The organism is Labrys sedimenti (assembly GCF_034424805.1).
GTDB lineage: Bacteria > Pseudomonadota > Alphaproteobacteria > Rhizobiales > Labraceae > Labrys > Labrys sedimenti.
Window position 1 is genome coordinate 1 of record NZ_JAXOUF010000025.1, and the last position, 21,019, is coordinate 21,019.

General features: G+C 63.8%; 19 protein-coding genes. 13 read left to right on the forward strand and 6 right to left on the reverse strand.

Translation table 11 applies throughout. From position 1 onward, the window contains the following. The first annotated feature begins 263 nt into the window (after nucleotides 1-263). Nucleotides 264-1,253: a DUF808 domain-containing protein gene (locus tag U1R88_RS31775; protein ID WP_322434906.1), complete on the forward strand. Its 990-nt coding sequence runs from the start codon at nucleotides 264-266 to the stop codon at nucleotides 1,251-1,253. 53 nt (nucleotides 1,254-1,306) lie between these two features. Here the strand turns inward: U1R88_RS31775 and U1R88_RS31780 are convergent, their stop codons facing one another. From U1R88_RS31780 to U1R88_RS31790, 3 genes are all read right to left on the reverse strand, one after another. Then, complete coding sequence (locus U1R88_RS31780; protein ID WP_322434907.1) at nucleotides 1,307-2,263, reverse strand: phytanoyl-CoA dioxygenase family protein; 957 nt, start codon at nucleotides 2,261-2,263, stop codon at nucleotides 1,307-1,309. An 87-nt stretch (nucleotides 2,264-2,350) separates the two neighbouring features. Next, nucleotides 2,351-3,235 (reverse strand): class I SAM-dependent methyltransferase, encoded by an 885-nt coding sequence (locus U1R88_RS31785; protein WP_322434908.1) that lies wholly within the window; start codon nucleotides 3,233-3,235, stop codon nucleotides 2,351-2,353. A 159-nt stretch (nucleotides 3,236-3,394) separates the two neighbouring features. After that, nucleotides 3,395-4,303, reverse strand: coding sequence for a LysR family transcriptional regulator (locus U1R88_RS31790; RefSeq protein ID WP_322434909.1), 909 nt, complete (start codon nucleotides 4,301-4,303; stop codon nucleotides 3,395-3,397). Between the two features lie 131 nt (nucleotides 4,304-4,434). Between U1R88_RS31790 and U1R88_RS31795 the strand changes: the two genes are divergently transcribed. The 3 genes from U1R88_RS31795 to U1R88_RS31805 are packed head-to-tail and all read left to right on the forward strand — an operon-like array spanning nucleotide 4,435 to nucleotide 6,489. Next, nucleotides 4,435-4,809 carry an Atu4866 domain-containing protein gene (locus tag U1R88_RS31795; RefSeq protein ID WP_322434910.1) on the forward strand — a complete coding sequence of 125 codons (375 nt, stop codon included), beginning with the start codon at nucleotides 4,435-4,437 and terminating at the stop codon, nucleotides 4,807-4,809. Between the two features lie 51 nt (nucleotides 4,810-4,860). Next, nucleotides 4,861-5,715, forward strand: coding sequence for an oxidoreductase (locus U1R88_RS31800; protein ID WP_322434911.1), 855 nt, complete (start codon nucleotides 4,861-4,863; stop codon nucleotides 5,713-5,715). 39 nt (nucleotides 5,716-5,754) lie between these two features. Beyond that, nucleotides 5,755-6,489: an SDR family oxidoreductase gene (locus U1R88_RS31805; RefSeq protein ID WP_322434912.1), complete on the forward strand. Its 735-nt coding sequence runs from the start codon at nucleotides 5,755-5,757 to the stop codon at nucleotides 6,487-6,489. Nucleotides 6,490-6,522: 33 nt separating this feature from the next. Here U1R88_RS31805 and U1R88_RS31810 read toward each other — a convergent pair whose 3' ends face one another. Further along, complete coding sequence (locus tag U1R88_RS31810) at nucleotides 6,523-7,152, reverse strand: DsbA family protein (protein WP_322434913.1); 630 nt, start codon at nucleotides 7,150-7,152, stop codon at nucleotides 6,523-6,525. 447 nt (nucleotides 7,153-7,599) lie between these two features. Between U1R88_RS31810 and U1R88_RS31815 the strand changes: the two genes are divergently transcribed. Both U1R88_RS31815 and U1R88_RS31820 read left to right on the forward strand, forming a co-directional pair. Continuing rightward, complete coding sequence (locus U1R88_RS31815; protein WP_322434959.1) at nucleotides 7,600-9,135, forward strand: BCCT family transporter; 1,536 nt, start codon at nucleotides 7,600-7,602, stop codon at nucleotides 9,133-9,135. A 158-nt stretch (nucleotides 9,136-9,293) separates the two neighbouring features. Then, on the forward strand, nucleotides 9,294-9,941 hold the full coding sequence (locus tag U1R88_RS31820; RefSeq protein ID WP_322434914.1) for a cysteine hydrolase family protein: 648 nt from the start codon (nucleotides 9,294-9,296) through the stop codon (nucleotides 9,939-9,941). Nucleotides 9,942-10,014: 73 nt separating this feature from the next. Here the strand turns inward: U1R88_RS31820 and U1R88_RS31825 are convergent, their stop codons facing one another. After that, nucleotides 10,015-11,436 (reverse strand): M20/M25/M40 family metallo-hydrolase, encoded by a 1,422-nt coding sequence (locus U1R88_RS31825; protein ID WP_322434915.1) that lies wholly within the window; start codon nucleotides 11,434-11,436, stop codon nucleotides 10,015-10,017. A 393-nt stretch (nucleotides 11,437-11,829) separates the two neighbouring features. Between U1R88_RS31825 and U1R88_RS31830 the strand changes: the two genes are divergently transcribed. From U1R88_RS31830 to U1R88_RS31860, 7 genes are all read left to right on the forward strand, one after another. Then, nucleotides 11,830-12,600, forward strand: a complete 771-nt coding sequence (locus tag U1R88_RS31830; RefSeq protein WP_322434916.1) for a DUF899 domain-containing protein — start codon at nucleotides 11,830-11,832, stop codon at nucleotides 12,598-12,600. A 128-nt stretch (nucleotides 12,601-12,728) separates the two neighbouring features. Next, nucleotides 12,729-13,217: a heme-degrading domain-containing protein gene (locus U1R88_RS31835; protein WP_322434917.1), complete on the forward strand. Its 489-nt coding sequence runs from the start codon at nucleotides 12,729-12,731 to the stop codon at nucleotides 13,215-13,217. Nucleotides 13,218-13,352: 135 nt separating this feature from the next. Further along, nucleotides 13,353-14,390, forward strand: a complete 1,038-nt coding sequence (locus U1R88_RS31840) for an alpha/beta hydrolase family protein (RefSeq protein WP_322434918.1) — start codon at nucleotides 13,353-13,355, stop codon at nucleotides 14,388-14,390. A gap of 85 nt (nucleotides 14,391-14,475) precedes the next feature. Next, nucleotides 14,476-14,883, forward strand: coding sequence for an arsenate reductase (glutaredoxin) (gene arsC, locus U1R88_RS31845; RefSeq protein WP_322434919.1), 408 nt, complete (start codon nucleotides 14,476-14,478; stop codon nucleotides 14,881-14,883). 17 nt (nucleotides 14,884-14,900) lie between these two features. Then, entirely contained in the window at nucleotides 14,901-16,091 is a 1,191-nt protein-coding gene (gene arsK, locus U1R88_RS31850; protein WP_322434920.1) for an arsenite efflux MFS transporter ArsK, read from the forward strand. A 364-nt stretch (nucleotides 16,092-16,455) separates the two neighbouring features. Beyond that, nucleotides 16,456-17,835, forward strand: a complete 1,380-nt coding sequence (locus tag U1R88_RS31855) for a porin (RefSeq protein ID WP_322434921.1) — start codon at nucleotides 16,456-16,458, stop codon at nucleotides 17,833-17,835. Nucleotides 17,836-18,135: 300 nt separating this feature from the next. Continuing rightward, complete coding sequence (locus tag U1R88_RS31860) at nucleotides 18,136-19,047, forward strand: aminoglycoside phosphotransferase family protein (RefSeq protein ID WP_322434922.1); 912 nt, start codon at nucleotides 18,136-18,138, stop codon at nucleotides 19,045-19,047. A 56-nt stretch (nucleotides 19,048-19,103) separates the two neighbouring features. Here the strand turns inward: U1R88_RS31860 and U1R88_RS31865 are convergent, their stop codons facing one another. After that, entirely contained in the window at nucleotides 19,104-20,591 is a 1,488-nt protein-coding gene (locus U1R88_RS31865) for a nucleobase:cation symporter-2 family protein (RefSeq protein WP_322434923.1), read from the reverse strand. Between the last annotated feature and the right edge of the window lie 428 nt (nucleotides 20,592-21,019).

Sequence of the window (21,019 nt, forward strand, 5' to 3'; positions counted from 1 at the left end):
GCGGGGTGGAGCAGCCCGGTAGCTCGTCAGGCTCATAACCTGAAGGCCGCAGGTTCAAATCCTGCCCCCGCAACCAAGTCCAAACACAAAAACCCCGTGTGAGCTCACGCTCCGCGGGGTTTTTGTTTGGGCGCATACACCACCCAGAAAGATTAAACACGACGGTGATTGCCGCCGAGCGCGGGCACATAATGGCGCTCCTGGACTTGAAACGAAGCACGCCTCTCCAGTATTGACTGCTCTGGAGCTGAAGTGGGGGTGCAATGAGCGTTGGCCTGATAGCCCTTCTCGACGATGTCGCTGCCTTGGCAAAGGTTGCTGCTGCATCACTCGACGACATTGCCGGCCAGGCTGCCAAGGCAGGTGCCAAGGCCGCCGGCGTCGTCATCGACGATGCGGCTGTCACGCCGCGCTACGTCACCGGCTTTGCGGCCAAGCGCGAACTGCCGATCATCGCCAAGATCGCCGCCGGCTCGCTCAAGAACAAGCTTCTGATCCTGTTGCCCGCCTCGCTCGCGCTCAGCCTGTTTGCGCCGCAGGCGATCACGCCCCTGCTGATGATCGGCGGTGTCTACCTCTGCTATGAGGGCGTGGAGAAGATCTACGAACTTGTCGTGCCGCACGCGGCTCATCAGCATGAAGCGGAACTCGCTTCGATCGACCCCAATGCGCAGTCCTTCGAGGACCAGAAAGTCGCGAGCGCGATCAAGACGGATTTCATCCTGTCGGCCGAGATCATGGCCATCACGCTCGGCTCCGTTCCCGACAGTGGCTTCGTGGCGCAGGCCGTCATCCTGGCCGTGGTCGGTATCGGCATCACGGCAGCGGTTTATGGCGTGGTCGCCCTCATCGTGAAGGCCGACGACCTCGGCGTGGCGATGGCGAAGGCTACTTCTCCTTCGCTAATGGGCCGCCTGTCGCGCGGAATGGGCCGTGGCCTGGTCGTGGGCATGCCTTATTTCCTGAAGGTACTCGGCTTGGTCGGCATCGCGGCGATGATCTGGGTCGGCGGCGGCATCATCCTGCATGGCTTCGAGACCTACGGCCTGGGGCGGCTCAGCCATCTGCTCCACGAGGCCGCCGAAGCCGCGGCACATAGCCTGCCGGCGGCCGGCGGAGTGGTGTCATGGCTGGTGCAGGCGGCGGGCTCCGGGCTGGCAGGCATTGTGGTGGGATTGGTGACCATTCCGGTGATCAGCTATGTCGTCGCGCCGATCTGGCGCCGCTTCAGGCCAAAGCCTCGCACCGCCTGATATCGAGAGCAGGTTCCTATTCGCATGCCCGGATGATACCCCGCCGGAGGACATCAGAGGCGCTCGTCGATCGCCGGAGGGGCATAGAGTCCGTTCTTGTGCAGGCGCGTGGCATTGCCGGAAAGGTCGTGATAGGTGAAGGCGCCTTGCGCGAAATAGTGGCAGACCATTGCCTTGCGGGAAAGCTTGAGATCCTTGCGGGGCGAGCCGCCATGCAGCAGGTCGGCATGCCAGAACAGGACGTCCCCGGCCTTGGCGAGGAAGTATTTCGGCTCGAGGCCCAGCATGTCGATGTAGTGCCGGATGGTCGGCTCATAGCGTGAACTGTAGACGCCCATATTTTCCTTGAAGGCCCGGGGCGGAATACCGAGTTCTCCGCTCAGCAGGGGAGGTACAAGTTTGTGGCTGCGTGGATAATATTCCAAAGGCCCGCAATCAGCGCCGACATCCTCAAAGGCGACCCAACTGGCCAGCATGTAGCCCAGGGGATAGGTCGTCATGTGGATCGTATCGGAATGCGGGCCCTGCCAGCTGCCCTTATGTCCCATGATGGTCTGGAACGGCAGAGTTTTTCGTCCGAATAGCAGATCGGAAATTCTCAATATGCTGGGGTGTTGCTGCAGCTCGCGGAGGATCGGCACCGGGATGTGAGGATCGAGCGTACGGCCGGGATGGATGTCGTCGGGGCCACGGGTTTCGGAGGGGGCGGTTATCGTCCCCTCGGCGATCGCTTTTTCATAGGCCGTCCAGATGCGATCGAGGAGTTCAGCTTCGATCAGGCCGGGCGCAATGTAGTAACCCTCGAATATCCATTGCTTGCACATCGCGGCTTCGTCGTCGCTGAGTTCGCCGGCGGCATGGCGACGTTCGACTTCCAGCAATGCGTTGGGCCGGTCGAGCCAGCAGGCCGGACCGCTGATGGGAAAGGCATCGCCGCGAAACTCCTCGACGGCTTCGAGATCGACCGGCCTCTCCGCGACGTAGGTTTCCCGGAATTTCCGCTCGAGCACCAAGGGGCTTTCCTTTTGGCGCTCGTTTTTATTCGACTTGGTCTTGATGCCCCGACGGATGAAATTCGCTAGCCCCAACACGTTGCCTCACCTTTCAGCCTGCTGAATCGTTCGCCGGGCGAAGACGGAAAATGACGGACCGTTAACGTGCTGGGGATCGTCATGGGCGATGCGCAGGTCGTCGAACCCCAGAACACCCAGAACAGCAAGAAGGTCTTCTTTCTCCATCCAGTAATGTCGATTGACCGGGCCACCGCAATATGCCGATTTCTTCCAGGCGCCATAATAACTGCGCTCGTGCAATTTGACATTCCGGCCGTGAAACGCGATGTCGTGGCAAAGTTCTTTGTATGGTGGCTTTTGCGACTTGAACGGGACGCGCCGGAGATCTTCGGGCGGCATGGCAGTTTCGTCGAAATAATGCGTCCAGAAATATATCGCGTCGGTCCTTGCCGCCAGCAGTTCGAGCAATCGTAGCGGCTCTTCCATATGGTAGAGAACGCCGCAGGCGACGATGAGGTCGTAGGGCGGGTCCTTTCGCTCCAGCCATTTGACGAAGTCGCCGAGGTGAAAACGGGCGCGCTGCAGTCCGAAGATCTCCTTGGCGATCAGGCAGCGCAGGAACGCCTTCTTGTTGGCTTCCACCGCGTCGAGGACCGCGGGCTCGAGCCTGTCCAGCATCATCGAATGAGACCCTTCCAGGGGACCCAATTCGAGAATGCGCCGGCCTGTGATGGGCCCGAATTGTTCGACGGCCCAATGGATCCTGCCGTCCTCGTGCATATGGGCAGGCCCCGCCTGGATGCCCAATTCCGGCGGGAAGGCGTGATTCCATCCTGGGATCAAATCGACTGCATTCTGCGACGAAGGCTCGGAGAAAACATATCCATCGGTCAAATGGAATTCTTCGATATCTTCTTTCGATTTTGCCGCTCGTACCCGGCGAAAAATCTGCTGAAGTGGATTGGTCATTTCTTCCTGCGCTATAGAAGCATTCCTTCCCAAGTTGTCCGTTTAGGTGTGGCTGTCAATCATATCCGCGTAAATTTTACGTCGCTTGTCCAGTCGGTTCAGTGAGTTATGCGGCTTAGTCAACTTGCATGGCCGAGAAAGCGATCTGCCCATCGTATTTCACGACGTGCCGCCATGGCGCGTCCATTTGTGCAGATGATCGACCAGCGCCCGCAGCTTCGCTGGCTGGCGCTGGCGGCGTGGATAATAGAGATAGAAGCCGGCAAAGGGGGGACCGAAGGTTTCGAGCAGCGGCACCAGGTCACCGCGATCGAGATAACTGCGGAAAGTGTCGTAGACGCCGAAGGTGATGCCGGCACCAGCGCAGGCCAGCCGGATCATGGTGCCCATGTCGTTGGTCGTCACCTTGGGCTCGACGGCGATCTCGAAGTCGCGGCCGTTTTCGGTGAACTCCCAGCGATAGGGAGCAAGGTCCGGCCGGGCGCGCCAGCCGATGCAGTCATGGGCGAGGAGATCGCGTGGGTGCTGCGGGGCGCCGCAGCGGGCGAGATAGTCGGGCGAGGCCACCGCCAATTGGCGCTGCTCGCCCGAAACGGGAATGGCGACCATGTCCTGCTCGATCACCTCGCCCAGCCGCACCCCTGCATCGAAGCCGGCCTGCACGATGTCGTCTTCCTCGTCCGTCACCGTGAGGTCGAGCCGGATGCCGGGATAGGCCTGCAGGAATCCCGTCAGGGCCGCGCCGGACAGGAAGGTCTCCGCAATCGATGAGACGCTGATCCTGAGCGTGCCGGTTGGGCGGCCGCGTTCGTCCTGAACGGCCCGCAGCGCCGTCTTCACCTCCGACAAGGGCGGACTGACAGTCTGGTAGAGCTGCTCGCCTGCCTCGGTCAGGCGCACGCTGCGCGTGGTGCGCTGCACGAGCGCGGTGCCGAGGCGATCCTCCAGGCGCTGCAAGCCCTGGCTGACAGCCGAACGGGTGACGCCCAGCCGCTCAGCCGCGAGGCGGAAACTGCCGGCCTCCGCTACCGCAACAAACGTGGAAATGCCTTCGAACGTATCTGTCATTGGTTAGATAATCTAACCAGGTCATTTCTGATTGGCAACTCGATCGTACCAATCGACCGATCTAGGATGTTTTCCAGCGAGGCCGGCTGTCGGTTGCGCATGAAACAGGACCCTGATGCGGGGAGGATGGCATGGCCCGTCGCAGCATTGCCAGGCAGATCGCAGCCTCCATGGTGATCCCGATCCTGCTGACGGCAACCAAGCCGGCGCTGGCCACGGACACGCCCTCTCCCGCCCGTGGGCCGATCACCGAAAGCGAGACGAAGATGACGGAGCATCCTTATGTCGGGATGTGGGTCACCGATGACGACCATATCCGGCAGGAATTGCTGCCGAACGGGCGCTACGACGAAGCACGCGGCAGCCGCAGGAGCGCCTATCGCGGCCGCTACGAGGTCCGCGGCAGCCATATCGACTATTGGGACGACACCGGCTTCACCGCGGATGGCGAATTCGTCGACCGCGACACGCTGCATCACGGCGGCATGGTGTTTCGGCGCCGCTGAGCGGGCGCCGGGCCGGAGCCCGCGCTCCGGCCGAGAACGAAGGATACGGACATGACGATCAAAATACCGGTCTGGTTCATCACGGGGGCCTCCTCCGGCCTCGGCCGGGCCTTGGCCGAAGCCGTTCTCGCCAGGGGATGGCGGGCGGTCCTGGCGGCACGGAGGCCGGAAATGCTGGCCGATCTCGCCGCCGAGCATGGCGAGCGCGCGCTCGCCGTCCAACTCGACGTAACCGATGCCGGCGCGATCGAGAACGCCGTGGCGGCGGCCGAGGCACGGTTCGGGCGCATCGACGTTGCCGTCAACAATGCCGGCTATGGCTATCTGGCGGCGATCGAGGAGGGCGAGGATGCGGCGATCCGGGCCCAGTTCGAAACCAATGTCTTCGGGCTGATCAACGTCACCAAGCGGATATTGCCCGGCATGCGGGCGCGGCGGAGCGGGCACATCGTCAACATCTCGTCCCTGGGCGGCCTCGTCGCCTTTGCGGCGACCGGCTATTACCACGCCACCAAATTTGCCGTGGAGGCGCTGTCGGAATCGCTGGCCCAGGAAGTCGCGCCGCTTGGCATCAAGGTGACGATCGTCGAGCCGGGCGCCTTCCGCACCGACTGGGCCGGCCGTTCCATGGTGGAGGCGTCCACCGTCGTCGCCGATTATGCGCAGACAGCCGGCAAACGCCGCGAACAGACACGGGCCGTTACCGGCCGGCAGCCCGGCGACCCCGCCCGCGCAGCGCTTGCCATCATCAAGGCGATCGAGGCGCCGGAGCCGCCGCTGCGCCTGCTACTCGGCGCGCCGGCCCTGCGCATCGCCCGCGAGCGGCTGGAGGCGCTACGGTTCAATTTCGAGAGCTGGGCCGAGACGACGCTGAGCGCCGACTTCCCCGACCCGGCCAAGGCCTGACGTCCCTTCGAGAGCGACGATGCAACCAAGGATCATGAGATGAGTGCAATTGCAGGAAAAGTCGTGGCCATCGCCGGCGCCAGCAGCGGCATCGGCGAAGCCAGTGCGAGGATGCTGGCGGCCGCCGGTGCCAAGGTGGTGATCGGCGCGCGTCGCACCGACAGGCTGGAGAAGCTTGCCGCGGCGATTGCGGCCGATGGCGGCGAGGTGAAGGTACGCTCCCTCGACGTGACCTCGCAGGCCGAGGTCGGTGCCTTTGCGGGCTTTGCGCGACAGGCCTTTGGCCGGCTCGACGTGATGGTCAACAATGCCGGTGTGATGCCGCTCTCCCCGCTGGGGGCGCTGCGCGTGGCGGAATGGGACCGGATGGTCGACGTCAACATCAAGGGCGTGCTCTACGGTATCGCCGCGGCGCTGCCGATCATGGAGGAGCAGGGGGCGGGCCAGATCGTCAATGTCTCCTCGATCGGCGGCCATCACGTTTCGCCCACCGCCGCGGTCTATTGCGCCACCAAATTTGCCGTGCGGGCCATTTCGGATGGCCTGCGCCAGGAGACGGACCGCATTCGCGTAACGGTGATCTCGCCCGGCACCACCACGTCCGAACTTGCCGACTCGATCGGCGATCCCATCGCGCGCGAAGCGATGAAGGCGTTCCGGGCCGTCACCATCAGTCCGGAGGCCGTGGCCGCTTCGCTTCTCTATGCTATCGGCCAGCCCGATGATGTCGATGTCAGCGAGATCGTGGTGCGGCCGACGGCGAGCCCGCATTGAGGAAAGGCTTCATTTGCCGGCTATTGAGCCTGGTTACTTCGCAGTCTTCACATAGCGCCGAAGCTGTTCCAGGCTGAGCGCGCCGAAATAGACGTCATGGCCGATCACGAATCCGGGCGTGCCCTGGAGCTGGAACAGGCGGGCCGCGACGTCGTTCCTGGCCAGCATGGCGGCGATCTCCGGGCCTCGCGCGGCAAGGTCCTTGTCGAGCCTGACGAGGTCCACGCCGGCCTTGCCGGCCGCTTCGCGCACGGCATCCTTGTCCATGGTGCGCGGCAGGGCGAAGAGGGCGGCATGCACCGCGCCATACTTGCCCTGCCAATTGGCCGCGAGTGCCACCTTGGCGGCATGGACCGAGGCTTCGCCGAAGATCGGCCATTCCTTGATCACCAGCCTGATTTCCTTGTTTTCGCGCAGGAGGGCGTCGAGGCGCGATTGCATCACCCGGCAATAGGGGCAGCGGTAATCGGTGAACTCGATGATGGTGACCTTGCCCTTGGGATTGCCGAGCACGGGGGAGGAGGGATCGGTGATGATGTCGTTCACGTCGATGTCGGCAGAGGCCGCACGGGCGCCACTCTGCAAGGGCACGAGGCTAAGAAGGCCGACGACGAAGAACAGGAAAGCCGCGAGAAGCGGGGGCGAGACACGCCGAGATGCCATGATGGGTCCTTGCGATCGCAATCGCGTGCTCACACGCGCCTTGCCATGGCGGGCCTCAGGCCCGCAGCCCGATTCGACGGGTTGGCGGCAGTCTCCATGCCACCGGCCTCGCACGCAAATCACAGATGCGCCAGTGGGAATTGCATTCGCGTGAACGAATGCCCGTTTTGCGGCGCGGATCATGGCGTGCGAGGGCCTGCGGGGGGGCCCGAGACGCATTCCGTTCGAACGAGGCCGGCTGGTCCCAGCGGCGGCGGCTGCCGGCTTTCCGAAGCCGGGGTCGGATTCGGAACCCCGAAGGTCGGTACTGGGGCGGATTGCAAAGGTATATCGCGGCACTATGACGTAGGGGCGTGGCTATTGGGACTCGCGGATGTCGAAATCCCGGCTCGCAGACGATGAAGCGCCCGCTTTAACGGGGGAGGAACGATCGTCTTGTCACGCGCAATGCTTCGTGGATCGGATTCTGGTGTTTTCTGGCCAGCGCTTACTATTGTCGTGGGCTTCGTATTATGGGGAACGCTCTTTCCCGCCAGCCTCACAAGTGTCGCAACGGCGACGCTCAACGGCATCATCCATACCTTCGGGTGGAGCTTCGTCGTCTCGACGGCGTTCTTTCTCGTCTTCGCGGGCTTCCTGGCCTTCAGCCGCTTCGGCCGGATCAAGCTCGGCCATGACGACGAGAAGCCGGAATTCTCCACGGTCTCCTGGGTTTGCATGATGTTCAGCGTCGGCATGGGCATCGGCCTGATGTTCTGGGGCGTGGCAGAACCGGTGTCGCATTTCGGCACGCCGCCGCATGGCCTCGCCCAGCCGCAATCGAAGGAAGCGGCGATCGTGGCGATGCAATATGCTTATTTCCATTGGGCCCTGCATCCCTGGGCGATCTATGCCGTCGTCGGCCTGGCGCTCGCCTATTTCAGCTATCGCCGCGATCTGCCTACCCTGATGTCCAGCGCCTTCCAGCCCTTGATCGGCGACAGGGTGCACGGTCCGATCGGCCGCACCATCGACGTGCTGGCGATCATCGCCACCTTATTCGGCACCGCGACCTCGCTCGGCCTCGGCGCGCAGCAGATCAATTCCGGCATGAACTATCTGTGGGGCACCGGCGAATCCACTGCCATCTCCCTCACCATCATCGCCGTGCTCTCGGTGCTCTTCATCCTCTCGGCGGTCTCCGGCGTCGGCAAGGGCATCCAGTTCCTCAGCAACATGAACATGGTGATCGCGGTCCTGCTGCTGTTCTTCCTGGCGGCCTTCGGCCCAACCGTGTTCATCTTCGACACGCTGATCGAATCGCTCGGCTATTATCTCAGTGACCTCGTCTCGATGTCGTTCCGCACCGCCGCCTTCAGCGATGGCAAATGGCTGGCCAACTGGACCATCTTCTACTGGGCTTGGTGGATCTCCTGGGCGCCCTTCGTCGGCGTGTTCATCGCCCGCATCTCGCGCGGCCGTACCATCCGCGAATTCGTGGTTGGCGTGCTGCTGATCCCCAGTGCCGTGACCTTCATCTGGTTCACCATCATGGGCGGCACCGCCCTCCATTCGGAGATGATGGGTGCCGGCGGCCTGGTCGAAGCGGTCAAGAACCAAGGCGCGCCGGTATCGCTGTTCGCCCTGCTGGCACAATATCCGATGGCGACGGTGACCTCGACCATCGCCATGTTCCTGGTGGCGATCTTCTTCGTCTCCGGCGCGGACGCCGCCTCGGTGGTGATGGGCATGCTCTCCAGCCGGGGCGCTCCGCATCCGCGGGCGGGCATCGTGGTGCTCTGGGGCCTGCTCGCCGGTGCCTCGGCCTGCGTGCTCCTGGTGATGGGCGGCCTCGCCGGCCTGCAGACGGCCTCGATCATTGCCGCCGCTCCCTTCCTCCTGGTGATGATCGGCCTGTGCGTCTCGCTCTGGAAGGGGCTCCTGGACGAATTGGAAACCCATGCCGCCCTGCAGGATGCAAAGGCAGTGCAATCGGCCGAATAGGCCCGCCGATTCTCAACGATGCGGACGGGCGGGCAGAACCCGCCCGTTTTCATAGGGGCGGGAGGGATGATTTGCGGACGCGCTCGCCTTAAGGTGCGGGGCAGTCACGGCGCCGGTCGTCGCTGGCCGGCTGCCATTGCCGCAAGGAGCCGAACGCCATGAAGAACCCCTTCGGTCTCGAACTTCACGGCTCCCTCGCGGAGCTCTGCCGGCCCGACCGCATGGCTGTCGTCGTCTATGACATGCAGGCGGGCATCCTCAGCCAGATCGCCGATGGTGCCGCCATCATCGCGCGCAATGCCGCCGTGCTCGCGGCGGCGCGCGCCGGCGGTTACCGCGTCATCTTCCTCAGGCATATGTCGATGCCGCCCAGACTGATGGGGCGTTTCCAGTATCGCCAGGCTATGGCCTGGCAGCGCACCGAGGATCCCGGCGCGGTGAAGCCCTGGTTCCTGCGCTCCTCGCCGGGCTTCGAGATCACGCCGGAACTGGCGCCGCGCGAGGACGAAGCCATCCTCGACAAGATCACCTTCTCAGCCTTCGCCGACACGCCGCTTGCCACCATCCTGCGCGATTGCGGCCTGACCGCCTTCGCCATCATGGGTGTCGCCATCGAGATCGGCATCGAGCCGACGGCCCGCCACGGTGCCGATCTCGGTTTCGTGCCCGTCATCGTCCAGGATGCCTGCGGCACCGGCAACAAGGAAGCGGCCGAGCGCAGTTTCACCTCGCTCGCCTATATGGGCGATGCCATCCTGACGCAGAGCGGGACCCTGACCGGGATGATGGCTCGGGCAACGGAATGAGGCTCGCGGCACCAGGCAATCCCGGCGCCGCGTTCCAAGCGCCCTTTCCACCTGCGGGAAGAACGGCCTGCGGTTACTTCGCGGCCACGCCGACCAGCGTGTCGTAGATGAAAGCCGTGCCCTCCTTCAAGGATTTGACGGCAATGCGCTCATCATTGCCATGCATGCGCTCCAGCGTTTCATTGTCCAGCGGGTAGGGATAGATGCCATAGGTCGGTATGCCGCGGTCGCGCCAGGCGGAAGCGTCGGTGCCGGCCTCGAACAGGGCCGAAACCACCGTGGCCTCGGGCCAGGTCTTCTTGCCGGCCGTTTCGAGAGCCTTGAACAGGGGCGTGTCGGTCGGCGATGCCTCGGCTTCCGTGCGCTTCTTGTAGTAGGCCTTGGCGTCGGCTTCCGGCAGGGTGGAATCGACGCTGATCTTGATATCCGGATCGGCGATGGCCTTCTCGACCTGGCTTCGCACATCCCAGGGTGTCGAGCCCGGAACGAGGCGCACATTGACATAGGCCTCGGCCGTGCCGGGAATGACGTTTTCCTTCACCCCGGCCTTGATGATCGTCGTCGCCACCGTGTTGCGCATCAGGGCATGCCAGAGCAGCGGATAGTCGCCGGTGGCGGACACGCGTTTCCCGGCCTTCTTCAGCGCCGAAGGGTCGCTGCTCGAGGCCAATGTCTGGAGGTCGCGCTTCATCTGCCCGCTTGCGCTCGAGGCGAGCGCCTGAAAATAGGCCCTGGTCTGGCCGGTGAGGGTAGGCTCGGTGTCCCACACCGACAATTTCGCCAGGGCTCGGGTCAATTTGCCGACGGCGCTGTCCGGTTGCGGCCGCGAGGAATGGGTCGGCGTCCCCGTCACCTTCAGCCTGAGGCCTGCATAGATCTTGTCACGCGTCGTGATGTTGACCTGCCGGGTGACGCCTTGCTTGTCCTGGAAGATCCAGCCGCCTTCGTTCAAGACGAATTCGGCGTCGATCTTGTCCCAGTGATTCTTCGCCAGCCAGTCGGTGCCGTAGTCGCCGGCTTCTTCATCGGCCTCGGCCAGGAAGATCACATCCCTCGACAGCGCGATGCCGCTCTTCTTGAGCTGGAGGAGGGCCTGGACGAATACCGCCTGTCCGCCCTTGAAATCCATGGCACCGCGGCCGAGGACGTAGCCGTCCTTGATCTCGCCGGCGAAAGGATCGACGCTCCAGGTGTGCCGTTCGACCGGCACCACATCGGAGTGGGCAGCCAGAAGCACCGGCTTCTTGCTGCCATTGCCCTTCAGGCGGGCGATGAAGTGAGCCACCCCGTCCTTGGGGGTCTTGATGATCTCGTTTTCGATGCCGGCATCGTCGAAGACCTTCTTGAGGTAGGTGACTTCCTCCAGCGTCCTTCCCGGCGGGTTCGATGTGTCGAAGCGCAGGAGCTGCTGAAGAAGATCGACGGTCTTGTCGGATTCCTGTGCTGCAAGCGGGGATGTTGAACCGATAAGAGCGGCAATACCAAAAATTGCCACGCAATTTGAAAGAATAGATTGACCCAATTTCATAACTTTTCCTCTTGGTATTCTAATTTTTTACGGCTCTTTTTCTTCTTTACAGGTTCTCTCTCCTGCTCACCCTAATCAAAAAACCTCCAGCAACAAGCTGCGGCGGGGCGATCAACATATCTGTCTCTGGCCGTTCCGGAACGGGGCGAGTCGCTGCCCGGCATTCGGGCATGCACGGGGTGACCAGGGGCATCTTGCTTCCGCTTGCGTGGATCATCCGCCTGCCGAATGCCGCCACACTTGTTACTCCCACCCCTCCGTGTCCCGGTGGCACTCTCTCCTCACCGAAAAAGAGCCAGGGGCGGTGCGCCGATGCGCTCGGTGCGCGAGGCGCCACAAGCTCGGATGAGGAGATTTGCGATGACGACATCAGCCGAAAACGAACGGAACGATGCCTCGGGCATGCACGCCCCGCCGGTGGTTTCGCCTGCGGCGTGGCAGGCGGCGCATGAGCGGCTGCTGGCGATGGAGAAGGCGCATACCCGCGCCCGCGATGCCCTGGCGGCCCAGCGCCGGCGCATGCCCTGGATGGCGGTGGAGAAGGCCTATGTCTTCGAGGGGCCGCAGGGGCGAGCCAGCCTTGCCGAGCTCTTCGAGGGCCGCAGCCAGCTCATTGCCTATCGCGCCTTCTTCGAACCGGGCGTATTCGGCTGGCCTGACCATGCCTGCCGGGGCTGCTCGATGGTGGCCGACCAGGTCGCCCATCTTTCCCATCTCAATGCCCGCGACACCACGCTCGTCTTCCTCTCGCGGGCGTCGCAAGGCGATATCGCCAGGCTGAAGCAGCGCATGGGCTGGACCATGCCGTGGTACACTGTGCTCGACGACTTCGACTGGGACTTCGGCGTTGGCGAGTGGCACGGCACCAACGTGTTCTACCGTGACGGCGAGCGGATCTTCCGCACCTATTTCGTCAACAGCCGCGGCGACGAGCAGATGGGCGGTACCTGGAACTATCTCGACATTACCCCGCTCGGCCGCCAGGAGATCTGGGAGGATTCGCCCGAAGGCTACCCGCAGACGCCGCCCTATAAATGGTGGAACTGGAACGACGCCTATGTCGCCGGCGCGGCACCCGACAAGCGCTGGGTCGAGGTCTCGGATGCGGGTGAGGCGAGCTTCCGCAAATAGGAAAGCCTGCGGTGTCTTCCTCTCCACCTGGTGACGGAGCGGATGCATGCCTTGCCTGTGCGGGAGTTCGCCCGCCGTCTTGCCAGGAGGGACGGGCCCCCGCATGATCGTCGGGCAAGGAGGCCGACATGCCCGACGAGATCACGCTGAGCGAGCTGCTGCGCCAGGAGACGGTGCTCACCTTCCCGGCCTTCGACAACGACATCGCCATCGATCTGGGCACGCTGGCGCTCGGTATCGCCCGCGAGCGCGCCTTGCCGGTGGCGATCGATGTCAGTCGCAACAGCCAGCAGCTCTTCCATGCGGCGCTGGCCGGAACCTCGCTGGACAATGACCACTGGATCGCGCGCAAATCGGCGGTGGTCTACCGGTTCGGGCATTCCTCCTTCTATATGGGCCGATCGACGCTGCCGGACGGGCCCTCCTTCCATGATCGCTTCATGGTCGATCCCAAGGAATACGCCGCTCATGGCGGCAGTTTTCCCATCATCGTGGAGGGTACCGGCCTGGTCGGCGCCATTACCATATCCGGCCTGCCCCAGCAGGCCGACCATGAGCTGGTGGTAGAGATCATCGCCCGCTTCCTCGAGCAGCGCTTCGGCAAGAAGGCACTGTAGCGCTCCTCCCGCCCGCAGGCCCGGTGTCGACCGGACCCGGATCACGCCGGCGGACGGCCTCGATCGCGATCCGGCACGACCCGACGCCCTTGGCCGGGCACACAAGCCTCCCGATGTCCGATCTGGAGAGGCCTGATGCCCTTGCCGTCCCTGCGATCTTTGCGCGCCTTGCTGGTTGCCTCCCTGTCCGTAGTCCTGCTCGTCCTGCAACTGGCCACCACCGGCTTGGCGGCGGGCCTGAGCCTGATCGAGATTCCGGCCGATCGCGACCAGCCGGTGCTCGCCGGCGGCGTCTGGTACCCCTGCGCCGGCGGCGCCCTCGCCGAAAACCGCTTCGGCCCCATCGTGGTGGAAGCGGCGCGCGACTGTCCGCTTGCCGGCACGCAATTGCCGCTGGTGGTGATCTCGCATGGCGTCGGCGGCTCCTTCGTCAGCCATCGTGACACCGCGCAGGCGCTGGCCGAGGCCGGTTTCATCGTGGCGGCGATCGACCATCCCCTGGATAGCGGCCGCTCGGCGACGAGGCGGCCAGGCGACATCGTCTCCATGCTGGAACGCCCTGAGGACATCAGGCGGCTGGTCGATTTCATGCTGGCGGCCTGGCCCGGCGCCGCCCGGATCGCACCGGAGCGGATCGGTGTGTTCGGCTTTTCCAGGGGCGGCTATACCGGCCTTGCCCTCATCGGCGGCACACCGGATTTCCGCCTCATCCTCGGGCGCTGCCCGACCTATCCCGGCAATCGGTGGTGCGAGCAGATCGCGGCCAGCGCGACCGATGGCCGGGCGCTGGCGCATGATGCGCGCATCAAGGCAGCAGTGATCGTAGATCCGGCTCTGGGAGTGCAATTCACCGCAGCCGGCCTGCGGCCGGTCCGGATTCCCGTGCAGATATGGGCCTCCGAGTTCGGTGGTGACGGCGTGGCGCCTGGGGATGCCGAGACGGTGGCACGCAATCTCGCCGCCCCGCCGGAGATGCATGTCGCCGCCAAGGCAGGGCATTTCGCTTTCCTGGCGCCCTGTAGCCCCGAACTCGCCAAGGCGGCTGCCGATTTCGGCGAGGCGGAGATCTGCACGGATGGGGCGGGTTTCGACCGAATTGCTTTCCACAGGCTCTTCAACGCCGAGGTCCTGGGCTTCTTCCGGCGGCACCTTGGCGCAGGGCAAGGGCCTTGAGCCACAGGTCGCGCCCATGCGATGGGTGTTTTGTCGGAGCAGCGCAACCATCAGATGCGCCTCCTCGATCGAAAGCCCTCTGCCGATGCTTGTCACCATCTATCACAACCCGGCCTGCGGCACCTCGCGCAACACCCTCGCCATGATCCGCCAGTCGGGCGAGGAGCCGGTGGTGATCGAGTATCTCGGCACACCGCTGTCACGGGACAAGCTCGTCGCATTGCTGGCCGCCATGGCGATGAAACCGCGTGACTTGCTGCGCGAGAAAGGCACGCCTTATGCCGAGCTCGGCCTGGGCGACCCGAAATGGAGCGACGGCGAGATCATCGACTTCATGCTGGCGCATCCGATCCTGATCAATCGGCCCATCGTCGAGACGGCACGCGGCACGCGCCTGTGCCGTCCTTCCGAGGCGGTGCTCGACCTGCTCGACCAGCCGGTCGAGCGCTTCGCCAAGGAGAATGGCGAGATCGTGACTCATCGCCGGCCCTGATTGCGACTGATCCAGACATGCATACGGAACGCTCGCCCGTCGCGGCCATCATCGCCCTGGGCGTCACCCAGATCATCGGCTATGGCACGCTCTATTACAGTTTCAGCATCCTGGCCGCCGACATGGCGAAGGGCCTGGGCTGGACCACCGAATGGGTTTTCGGCGCGCTCTCGGCCGCGCTGCTGATTGGCGGTGCCACGGCGCCCTGGGTTGGCCGGCTGATCGACATGATCGGAGCAGGCCGGGTGATGGCGGTCGGTTCCCTGGCTGCTTCGACATCGTTGGCTGCTTGCGCGCTGGCGCCGGGCAGCGCGGCCTTCGTGGCGGCGCTGATCGCGATGGAGACAGCCTCTAACCTGGTGCTCTACGGTGCTGCCTTCGCCCTGCTGGTGCAAATCCGCCCGCGGGCTGCCCAGCGCAGCATCACCTATCTCACCCTGATCGCGGGTTTTGCCTCCACCGTGTTTTGGCCTGTTACCACCGCTTTGCATGAGCGGATGAGCTGGCAGGACGTCTATCTCGTCTTCGCCGGGCTCAATCTGGCGATCTGTTTTCCTCTGTATGTCTGGCTCTCGCTTGGGTTGTCAAAGCAGGATGGTGCGGCCATCGGCCAGCAGGCAGCGGTGGCGGGCCAGCTCGCGCCCGCGCAGCGTAGGACGGGTTTCCGGTTGATGCTCGTGGGATTTGCCGCGTTGTCGCTGGTGGTCGCGGCCATCCTGGTCCACATGATCCCGCTGTTGTCGGGCCTTGGGCTCGGGGCATCGGCTGCGGTGATCGGCACGTTGTTCGGCCCGTCCCAGGTGCTCAGCCGCCTGGTCAATATGGTGTTCGGGCGCAACCTTCCGCCGATAGGCTTGGCGCTGATTGCGGCGACGTTGATGCCGGCCTCCGTGGCCCTGCTCGCCCTCACGGCGCCCTCCACCACGGGCGCGATGGTGTTTGCAGTGGTGTTCGGCCTCGGCAACGGGCTGTTCAGCATCGTGATCGGTACCTTGCCGCTGGCTTTGTTCGGCAGCGAGGGCTATGGCACGCTACAGGGCAAGGTGATGGCCGCTCGCCTGATCGTAGCCGCGATGGCGCCCTTTGCCTTTGCCTTCGCGCTGACCTCCATCGGAGCCGGCCTGTCCCTGGCGGTGACGGCCTTGGTCGGAGGCCTCGGCGGGCTGTCCTTCCTGGCGATCCGCTTCCTGGTAGCACGCCCCGGCTGACAGACATGGCGGGCCTGCAGAGAAACCGTTGCAGGACCTCAACCATCATTATGGTTTCTTAATACCTCCATTCAAATCGCCTTGTTGCGCGCCGGCAATTCAGTGCCGCCCAATTCCGAGGCGTCTTGCATGTCCGATTGATGTGACGGATTGGCAACATAATACCCTAATTCTTGCGCTTTCCGTCCGGGGCAATGGGAATCTCATTGCGCGAACTAGTGAAGTATATGCAACCTATGGTTGGGTTCGCCCAACGCGGTCCATGCCGACATGCAGCTTGTGCAACCGTCCGCCCATCCCGGGTCGACGGCAATGCGGAGCTATGTGCTCGAAACCAATAAGATAATCTTGGAAGGTCGTTTCGATGTCTCTTAAACCTCTCCTGCTCGGCGCAGTTGCCGGCATCGCCGCAATCGGCGCTGCCCAGGCCGCCGATCTGCCCATGACCAAGGGCGAGGCCGTTGAATATGTGAAGGTCTGCTCGGCCTTCGGCCCGGGTTTCTTCTATATCCCCGGCACCGACACCTGCCTCAAAATCGGTGGTGAAATCCGCGCCGACTATCGCGTCTTCGGCGGGGATTCGGGTTATCGCCTGGTAGGCAGCAACAACACCCAGCGCTTGCGTTCGGCCAAATTTGGCAGAAATGACGACCGTTCGGCCTTCAACACTCAGGGGCGCATCTGGTTCGACGCTCGCACCGAGACCGAATGGGGCCTGCTGCGCTCCTATTTCCAGATCAATGCCGACTCGCATCCGATCAGCAGCCAGGGGCGTGGCGGCACCTATAACGGCAACCGCTTCTCGATCGACAAGGCCTTCATCCAGTTTGGTGGCCTGACGGCGGGTTATGCCCACTCCTTCTTCGGCTTCTACGATAATGATTTTGGCGACACCATCTGGGCGCCCTACTACGCCGAGAGCAACACCGTCAACCTGCTCGCCTATACCGCGGAGTTTGGTGGAGGCTTCAAAGCCACGCTATCGATCGAGGACGGCCGCGACCATCGCGTCGACAACTGGATCGGAACGGCCCTGCTCCAGGCCGTCGCGTCCCAACCGGGTGCCGGCGCGGTGAGCATCGGGCGCTATCAGGGGGGGCAGCAGGTTCCCGACGTCGTGGCCCAGCTGCGCTTCGACCAGAGCTGGGGATCGCTGGCGGTGCAGGGCGCCCTGCATCAACTGCGCACCGCGACGGAGACGACCCTGACGGCCGGTGGAACCACCCAGACGCTCACCATTGGCCACGATGACAAGTGGGGCTATGCGGTCGGCGGCAGCGCGCTGATCAAATTGCCCTTCATCGATGGCGGGCATTTCGTCGTCGAAGGCCAATATGCCAAGGGCGCCCTGGATTATCTTGGCGCCAACAACGCCTTCTTCGGCACGGGGCCTGGCGATCTGTTCCCGACCGTCGGTACGGGCCAGGTGGTGACCAGCAACGGCACGTCCAAGGGTTGGTCTATCGTGGCGGAACTCGGTGGCAACATCACCCCCGTCCTGAACGCCAATCTGGTCGGCAGCTATATCGACATGAAGGGCGACAATCTGCTCGCCCAGTTGGATTATAGCGCCAAGGAATACACGATCGCCGGCAATCTGACCTACACGATCGTCAAGGGCCTGACCGTGGCCGGCGAAGTCGCCTACACCCATTCCAAGGTCGAGCTTTCCAACGCCAACCAGAGCCTTGGTGCCAGCGCCAGTGCCTGGCAGACCGGTGTGCGCCTGAAGCGCACCTTCTGACGAACTGATCGGTCTTGGTCGACCAGACAGGCGTTGTTTAACTCCAAGACCACGAACTGGGTGGCCCGGACTTCGTCCGGGCCATTTTTCATTCATATGATCTAAAGCGTTTTCCAGAAAATTTGATAGACTTTTTGATTAAGAAAAGCGAGTAAAAACAATAAGTTAGAGAGAATTCGCGATTCAGAGAAATCGCACTTTGCTCTCGTCGTCCATACGGGAGCTTCGCCACCAAGCATTTGCGGGCGGGCGGCATGATCGGTTCAATGCCGAGGTCGGGGCGATTCGGAAGGAGGGAGCATGGCTGGCCGCTTGACGATCGAAACCACGTTGGTGCGCGGCCTGGTCGATCACCAGTTTCCGGATTGGGCCGATCAGCCGGTCCGGCCGGTCGAGCGCAATGGCTGGGACAATTCCACCTTCCGCCTGGGTGATGACAAGAAGGTGCGCCTGCCGACTGCTGCCTCCTATGTGCCGCAGGTCGAGAAGGAGTGGCGCTATCTGCCTCGGCTGGCCCCGCTTCTGTCCTTGCCGATCCCAGCCCCGCTTGCCCTCGGCTGCCCGGCGGAGGGCTACCCCTATCCCTGGTCGGTCTATCGCTGGATCGAGGGCGAGCCCGTCTTGTTCGCGCAACTGGCCGACCCCTGCGGGTTCGCGGCCGATCTCGCGCAGTTCCTGCTGGCACTACAACGTGCGCCCGTAGAAGGCCCGGCTGCCGGGGTGGATAATTTTCATCGGGGCGGCGCACTCTCCGTCTATGACGCCGAGACGCGGCGTTGCCTCGATCAACTCGCGAGCGAGATCGATGCCGCTGCGGCGGGCCGGGTCTGGGAGGCGGCACTGGCAACGCAGTGGCAGCGGCCACCCGTTTGGGTGCATGGCGATATCGCCGTCGGCAATCTGCTGCTGCGTGAAGGGCGGCTGAGTGCGGTGATCGATTTCGGCAGCAGTGCCGTCGGCGATCCAGCCTGCGACCTGGTGATCGCCTGGACCTTCCTGCGGGGCGAAAGCCGCGCGGCTTTCAAGGCGAAGCTGGCGGCGCAGGCGGGATTTGACCAGAGCATCTGGGCCCGCGCCCGCGGCTGGGCCCTGTGGAAGGCGCTGCTCGTCTGCTGCGGCCATGGCAGCACCCCGCCGACCGAACGGCCGGCGCGGGAGGTGATCGCCACCGTGCTGGACGAGCATGCCGGCAGCGCTTCTGAAGCGACTTGAAGGCGCCGCCCCTCGCCCTGCATTCGCGCGGGCGAGAAGCGGCATATCGGCGAGGATCAGTGGTGGCTCGGTCCCTCGACCTTCACCTCGCTGCCCTTGGCGTCGTAGAGCTTGCCGTTGAGGAAATAGTCGCCCTCATGCAGCATGGAGATGTCCTGGTAGCGCAAGGTGCGCTCCATGCCGGCCACGAACACCGACTGCTGATCGGAATTGCCGGCCCTGAGATGGTTGAACACCAGGTTGAGCGTGATCGCCATCAGCGCGGCCGAGCTGATGCCCGAATGGAAGATGGTGACGAACCAGGACGGGAAGTGCTCGTAGAATTGCGGTGCGGCGATCGGGATCATGCCGAAGCCGATCGAGGTCGCCACGATGATGAGGTTCATGTTGTTGGTGTAGTCGACCTTGGACAGGGAGCGGATGCCGCTGGCCGCGACGGTTCCGAACAGCACGATGCCGGCGCCGCCCAGCACCGCGGGCGGCACGGCCGCGATCACCCGTCCCATCACCGGCAGCAGGCCGAGCGTCACCAGGATGAGGCCGGCGGTGGCCACCACGAAGCGGCTCTTGATGCCGGTGACGGCGATCAGGCCGACATTCTGGGCAAAGGCGCTCTGGGTGAAGGAGCCGAAGATCGGCGCCAGGGTGGAGGAGAGCATGTCGGCGCGCAGGCCATCACCGAGGCGGCGCGAGTCGACCTTGGTGCCGATGATCTCGCCGACCGCCAGGATGTCGGCCGAGGTCTCGACCAGGGTCACGATGATGACGATGAACATCGAGACGATCGCGGCGACCTGGAAGGTCGGCCAGCCGAAATGGAACAGGGTGGGCAGGGCCGCGGTGGGGCCGCTGGCGACCTTGGAGAAATCGGTCATGCCGAAGGCCATGGCGATGGCGGTGCCGATCACCATGGCGAGCAGGATCGACAGGCGCGAGATCGCCGCGTTGCCGAGCTTGCTCAGGAGCAGCACGATGCCGAGCGTGGCGCCGGCGAGCGCAATATTGGGCATGCTGCCGAAATCGGGGGCCTTGGGATTGCCGCCCATGGCCCAGCGCGCCGCCACCGGCATCAAAGTGAGGCCGATGGTGGTGATCACGATGCCGGTGACCAGGGGCGGGAAGAACTGCGTAATCTTGGAGAAGACCGGGGTGATGAGAAGCCCGAGCAGGGAGGCAGCCATCACCGCGCCGAGCACGGCCGGCAGACCGCCGCCGGTGGGGCTGACGACGATGGCCACCATGGTGGCGACACCGGCAAAGGAGACGCCCTGCACCAAAGGCAGGCGGCAGCCGAACAGGGGCAGGCCCAAGGTCTGCAGGATGGTGGCCAGGCCCCCCGCGAACAGTGAGGCGGTGATCAGCATGCCGACTTCCTCGGGTGCCAGGCCGGCCGCCTGGCCGACGATCAGGGGCACGGCAACGATGCCGCCATACATGGTCAGGACGTGCTGCAGGCCATAGGCCAGGTTGGCGCCGATGCCCAGATTCTCGTCTTCCGGGCGCTGCAAGGCAGGGGCAGCGGTGCCGATGGATGTTGAACTCAAGCCGGTTTCCTCCTTCATGCGTTCTTATCGAATGCAATTCCCGGACCAGACGAGCGCGGGGCGACGCCACGATGGCCGGTCAGCCCATGCGGGGGATAGCCCGCATGACAACGGGTACTTGGCCTGCTGCTCATCGTCTGCGCGGAGGCGCAGGCAATGGCGTGCAGGCATGACAGAACGAGTAGCGTACCGCGGCGCGTTCAAGGGCCTGCGGCGAGAGAGTGCAGCGTTCCGGTCTCCCTTGGCCAGCATGCACTCGAAGAATTGATTTAGCTCTATTGATTGCAGCCATGATCCATCAGGATAGAGGCTCTTGGAAGTGAGCCCCGATCGGAAGGACTTCCGCGCTGGATGTGATAATGCCTGTGTAGCGCGGCAGGCAGACGGCCGCGAATATTGCGGCGTCGGCGTCAATACCAAGCGGCTAC

Coding starts and splice junctions, on each gene's coding strand:
- U1R88_RS31775 (WP_322434906.1), top strand. CDS start 264: ATGAGCGTTGGCCTGATAGCCCTTCTCGACGATGTCGCTGCCTTGGCA.
- U1R88_RS31785 (WP_322434908.1), bottom strand. CDS start 3,235: ATGACCAATCCACTTCAGCAGATTTTTCGCCGGGTACGAGCGGCAAAA.
- U1R88_RS31790 (WP_322434909.1), bottom strand. CDS start 4,303: ATGACAGATACGTTCGAAGGCATTTCCACGTTTGTTGCGGTAGCGGAG.
- U1R88_RS31795 (WP_322434910.1), top strand. CDS start 4,435: ATGGCCCGTCGCAGCATTGCCAGGCAGATCGCAGCCTCCATGGTGATC.
- U1R88_RS31800 (WP_322434911.1), top strand. CDS start 4,861: ATGACGATCAAAATACCGGTCTGGTTCATCACGGGGGCCTCCTCCGGC.
- U1R88_RS31805 (WP_322434912.1), top strand. CDS start 5,755: ATGAGTGCAATTGCAGGAAAAGTCGTGGCCATCGCCGGCGCCAGCAGC.
- U1R88_RS31810 (WP_322434913.1), bottom strand. CDS start 7,152: ATGGCATCTCGGCGTGTCTCGCCCCCGCTTCTCGCGGCTTTCCTGTTC.
- U1R88_RS31815 (WP_322434959.1), top strand. CDS start 7,600: ATGCTTCGTGGATCGGATTCTGGTGTTTTCTGGCCAGCGCTTACTATT.
- U1R88_RS31820 (WP_322434914.1), top strand. CDS start 9,294: ATGAAGAACCCCTTCGGTCTCGAACTTCACGGCTCCCTCGCGGAGCTC.
- U1R88_RS31830 (WP_322434916.1), top strand. CDS start 11,830: ATGACGACATCAGCCGAAAACGAACGGAACGATGCCTCGGGCATGCAC.
- U1R88_RS31835 (WP_322434917.1), top strand. CDS start 12,729: ATGCCCGACGAGATCACGCTGAGCGAGCTGCTGCGCCAGGAGACGGTG.
- U1R88_RS31840 (WP_322434918.1), top strand. CDS start 13,353: ATGCCCTTGCCGTCCCTGCGATCTTTGCGCGCCTTGCTGGTTGCCTCC.
- arsC (WP_322434919.1), top strand. CDS start 14,476: ATGCTTGTCACCATCTATCACAACCCGGCCTGCGGCACCTCGCGCAAC.
- arsK (WP_322434920.1), top strand. CDS start 14,901: ATGCATACGGAACGCTCGCCCGTCGCGGCCATCATCGCCCTGGGCGTC.
- U1R88_RS31855 (WP_322434921.1), top strand. CDS start 16,456: ATGTCTCTTAAACCTCTCCTGCTCGGCGCAGTTGCCGGCATCGCCGCA.
- U1R88_RS31860 (WP_322434922.1), top strand. CDS start 18,136: ATGGCTGGCCGCTTGACGATCGAAACCACGTTGGTGCGCGGCCTGGTC.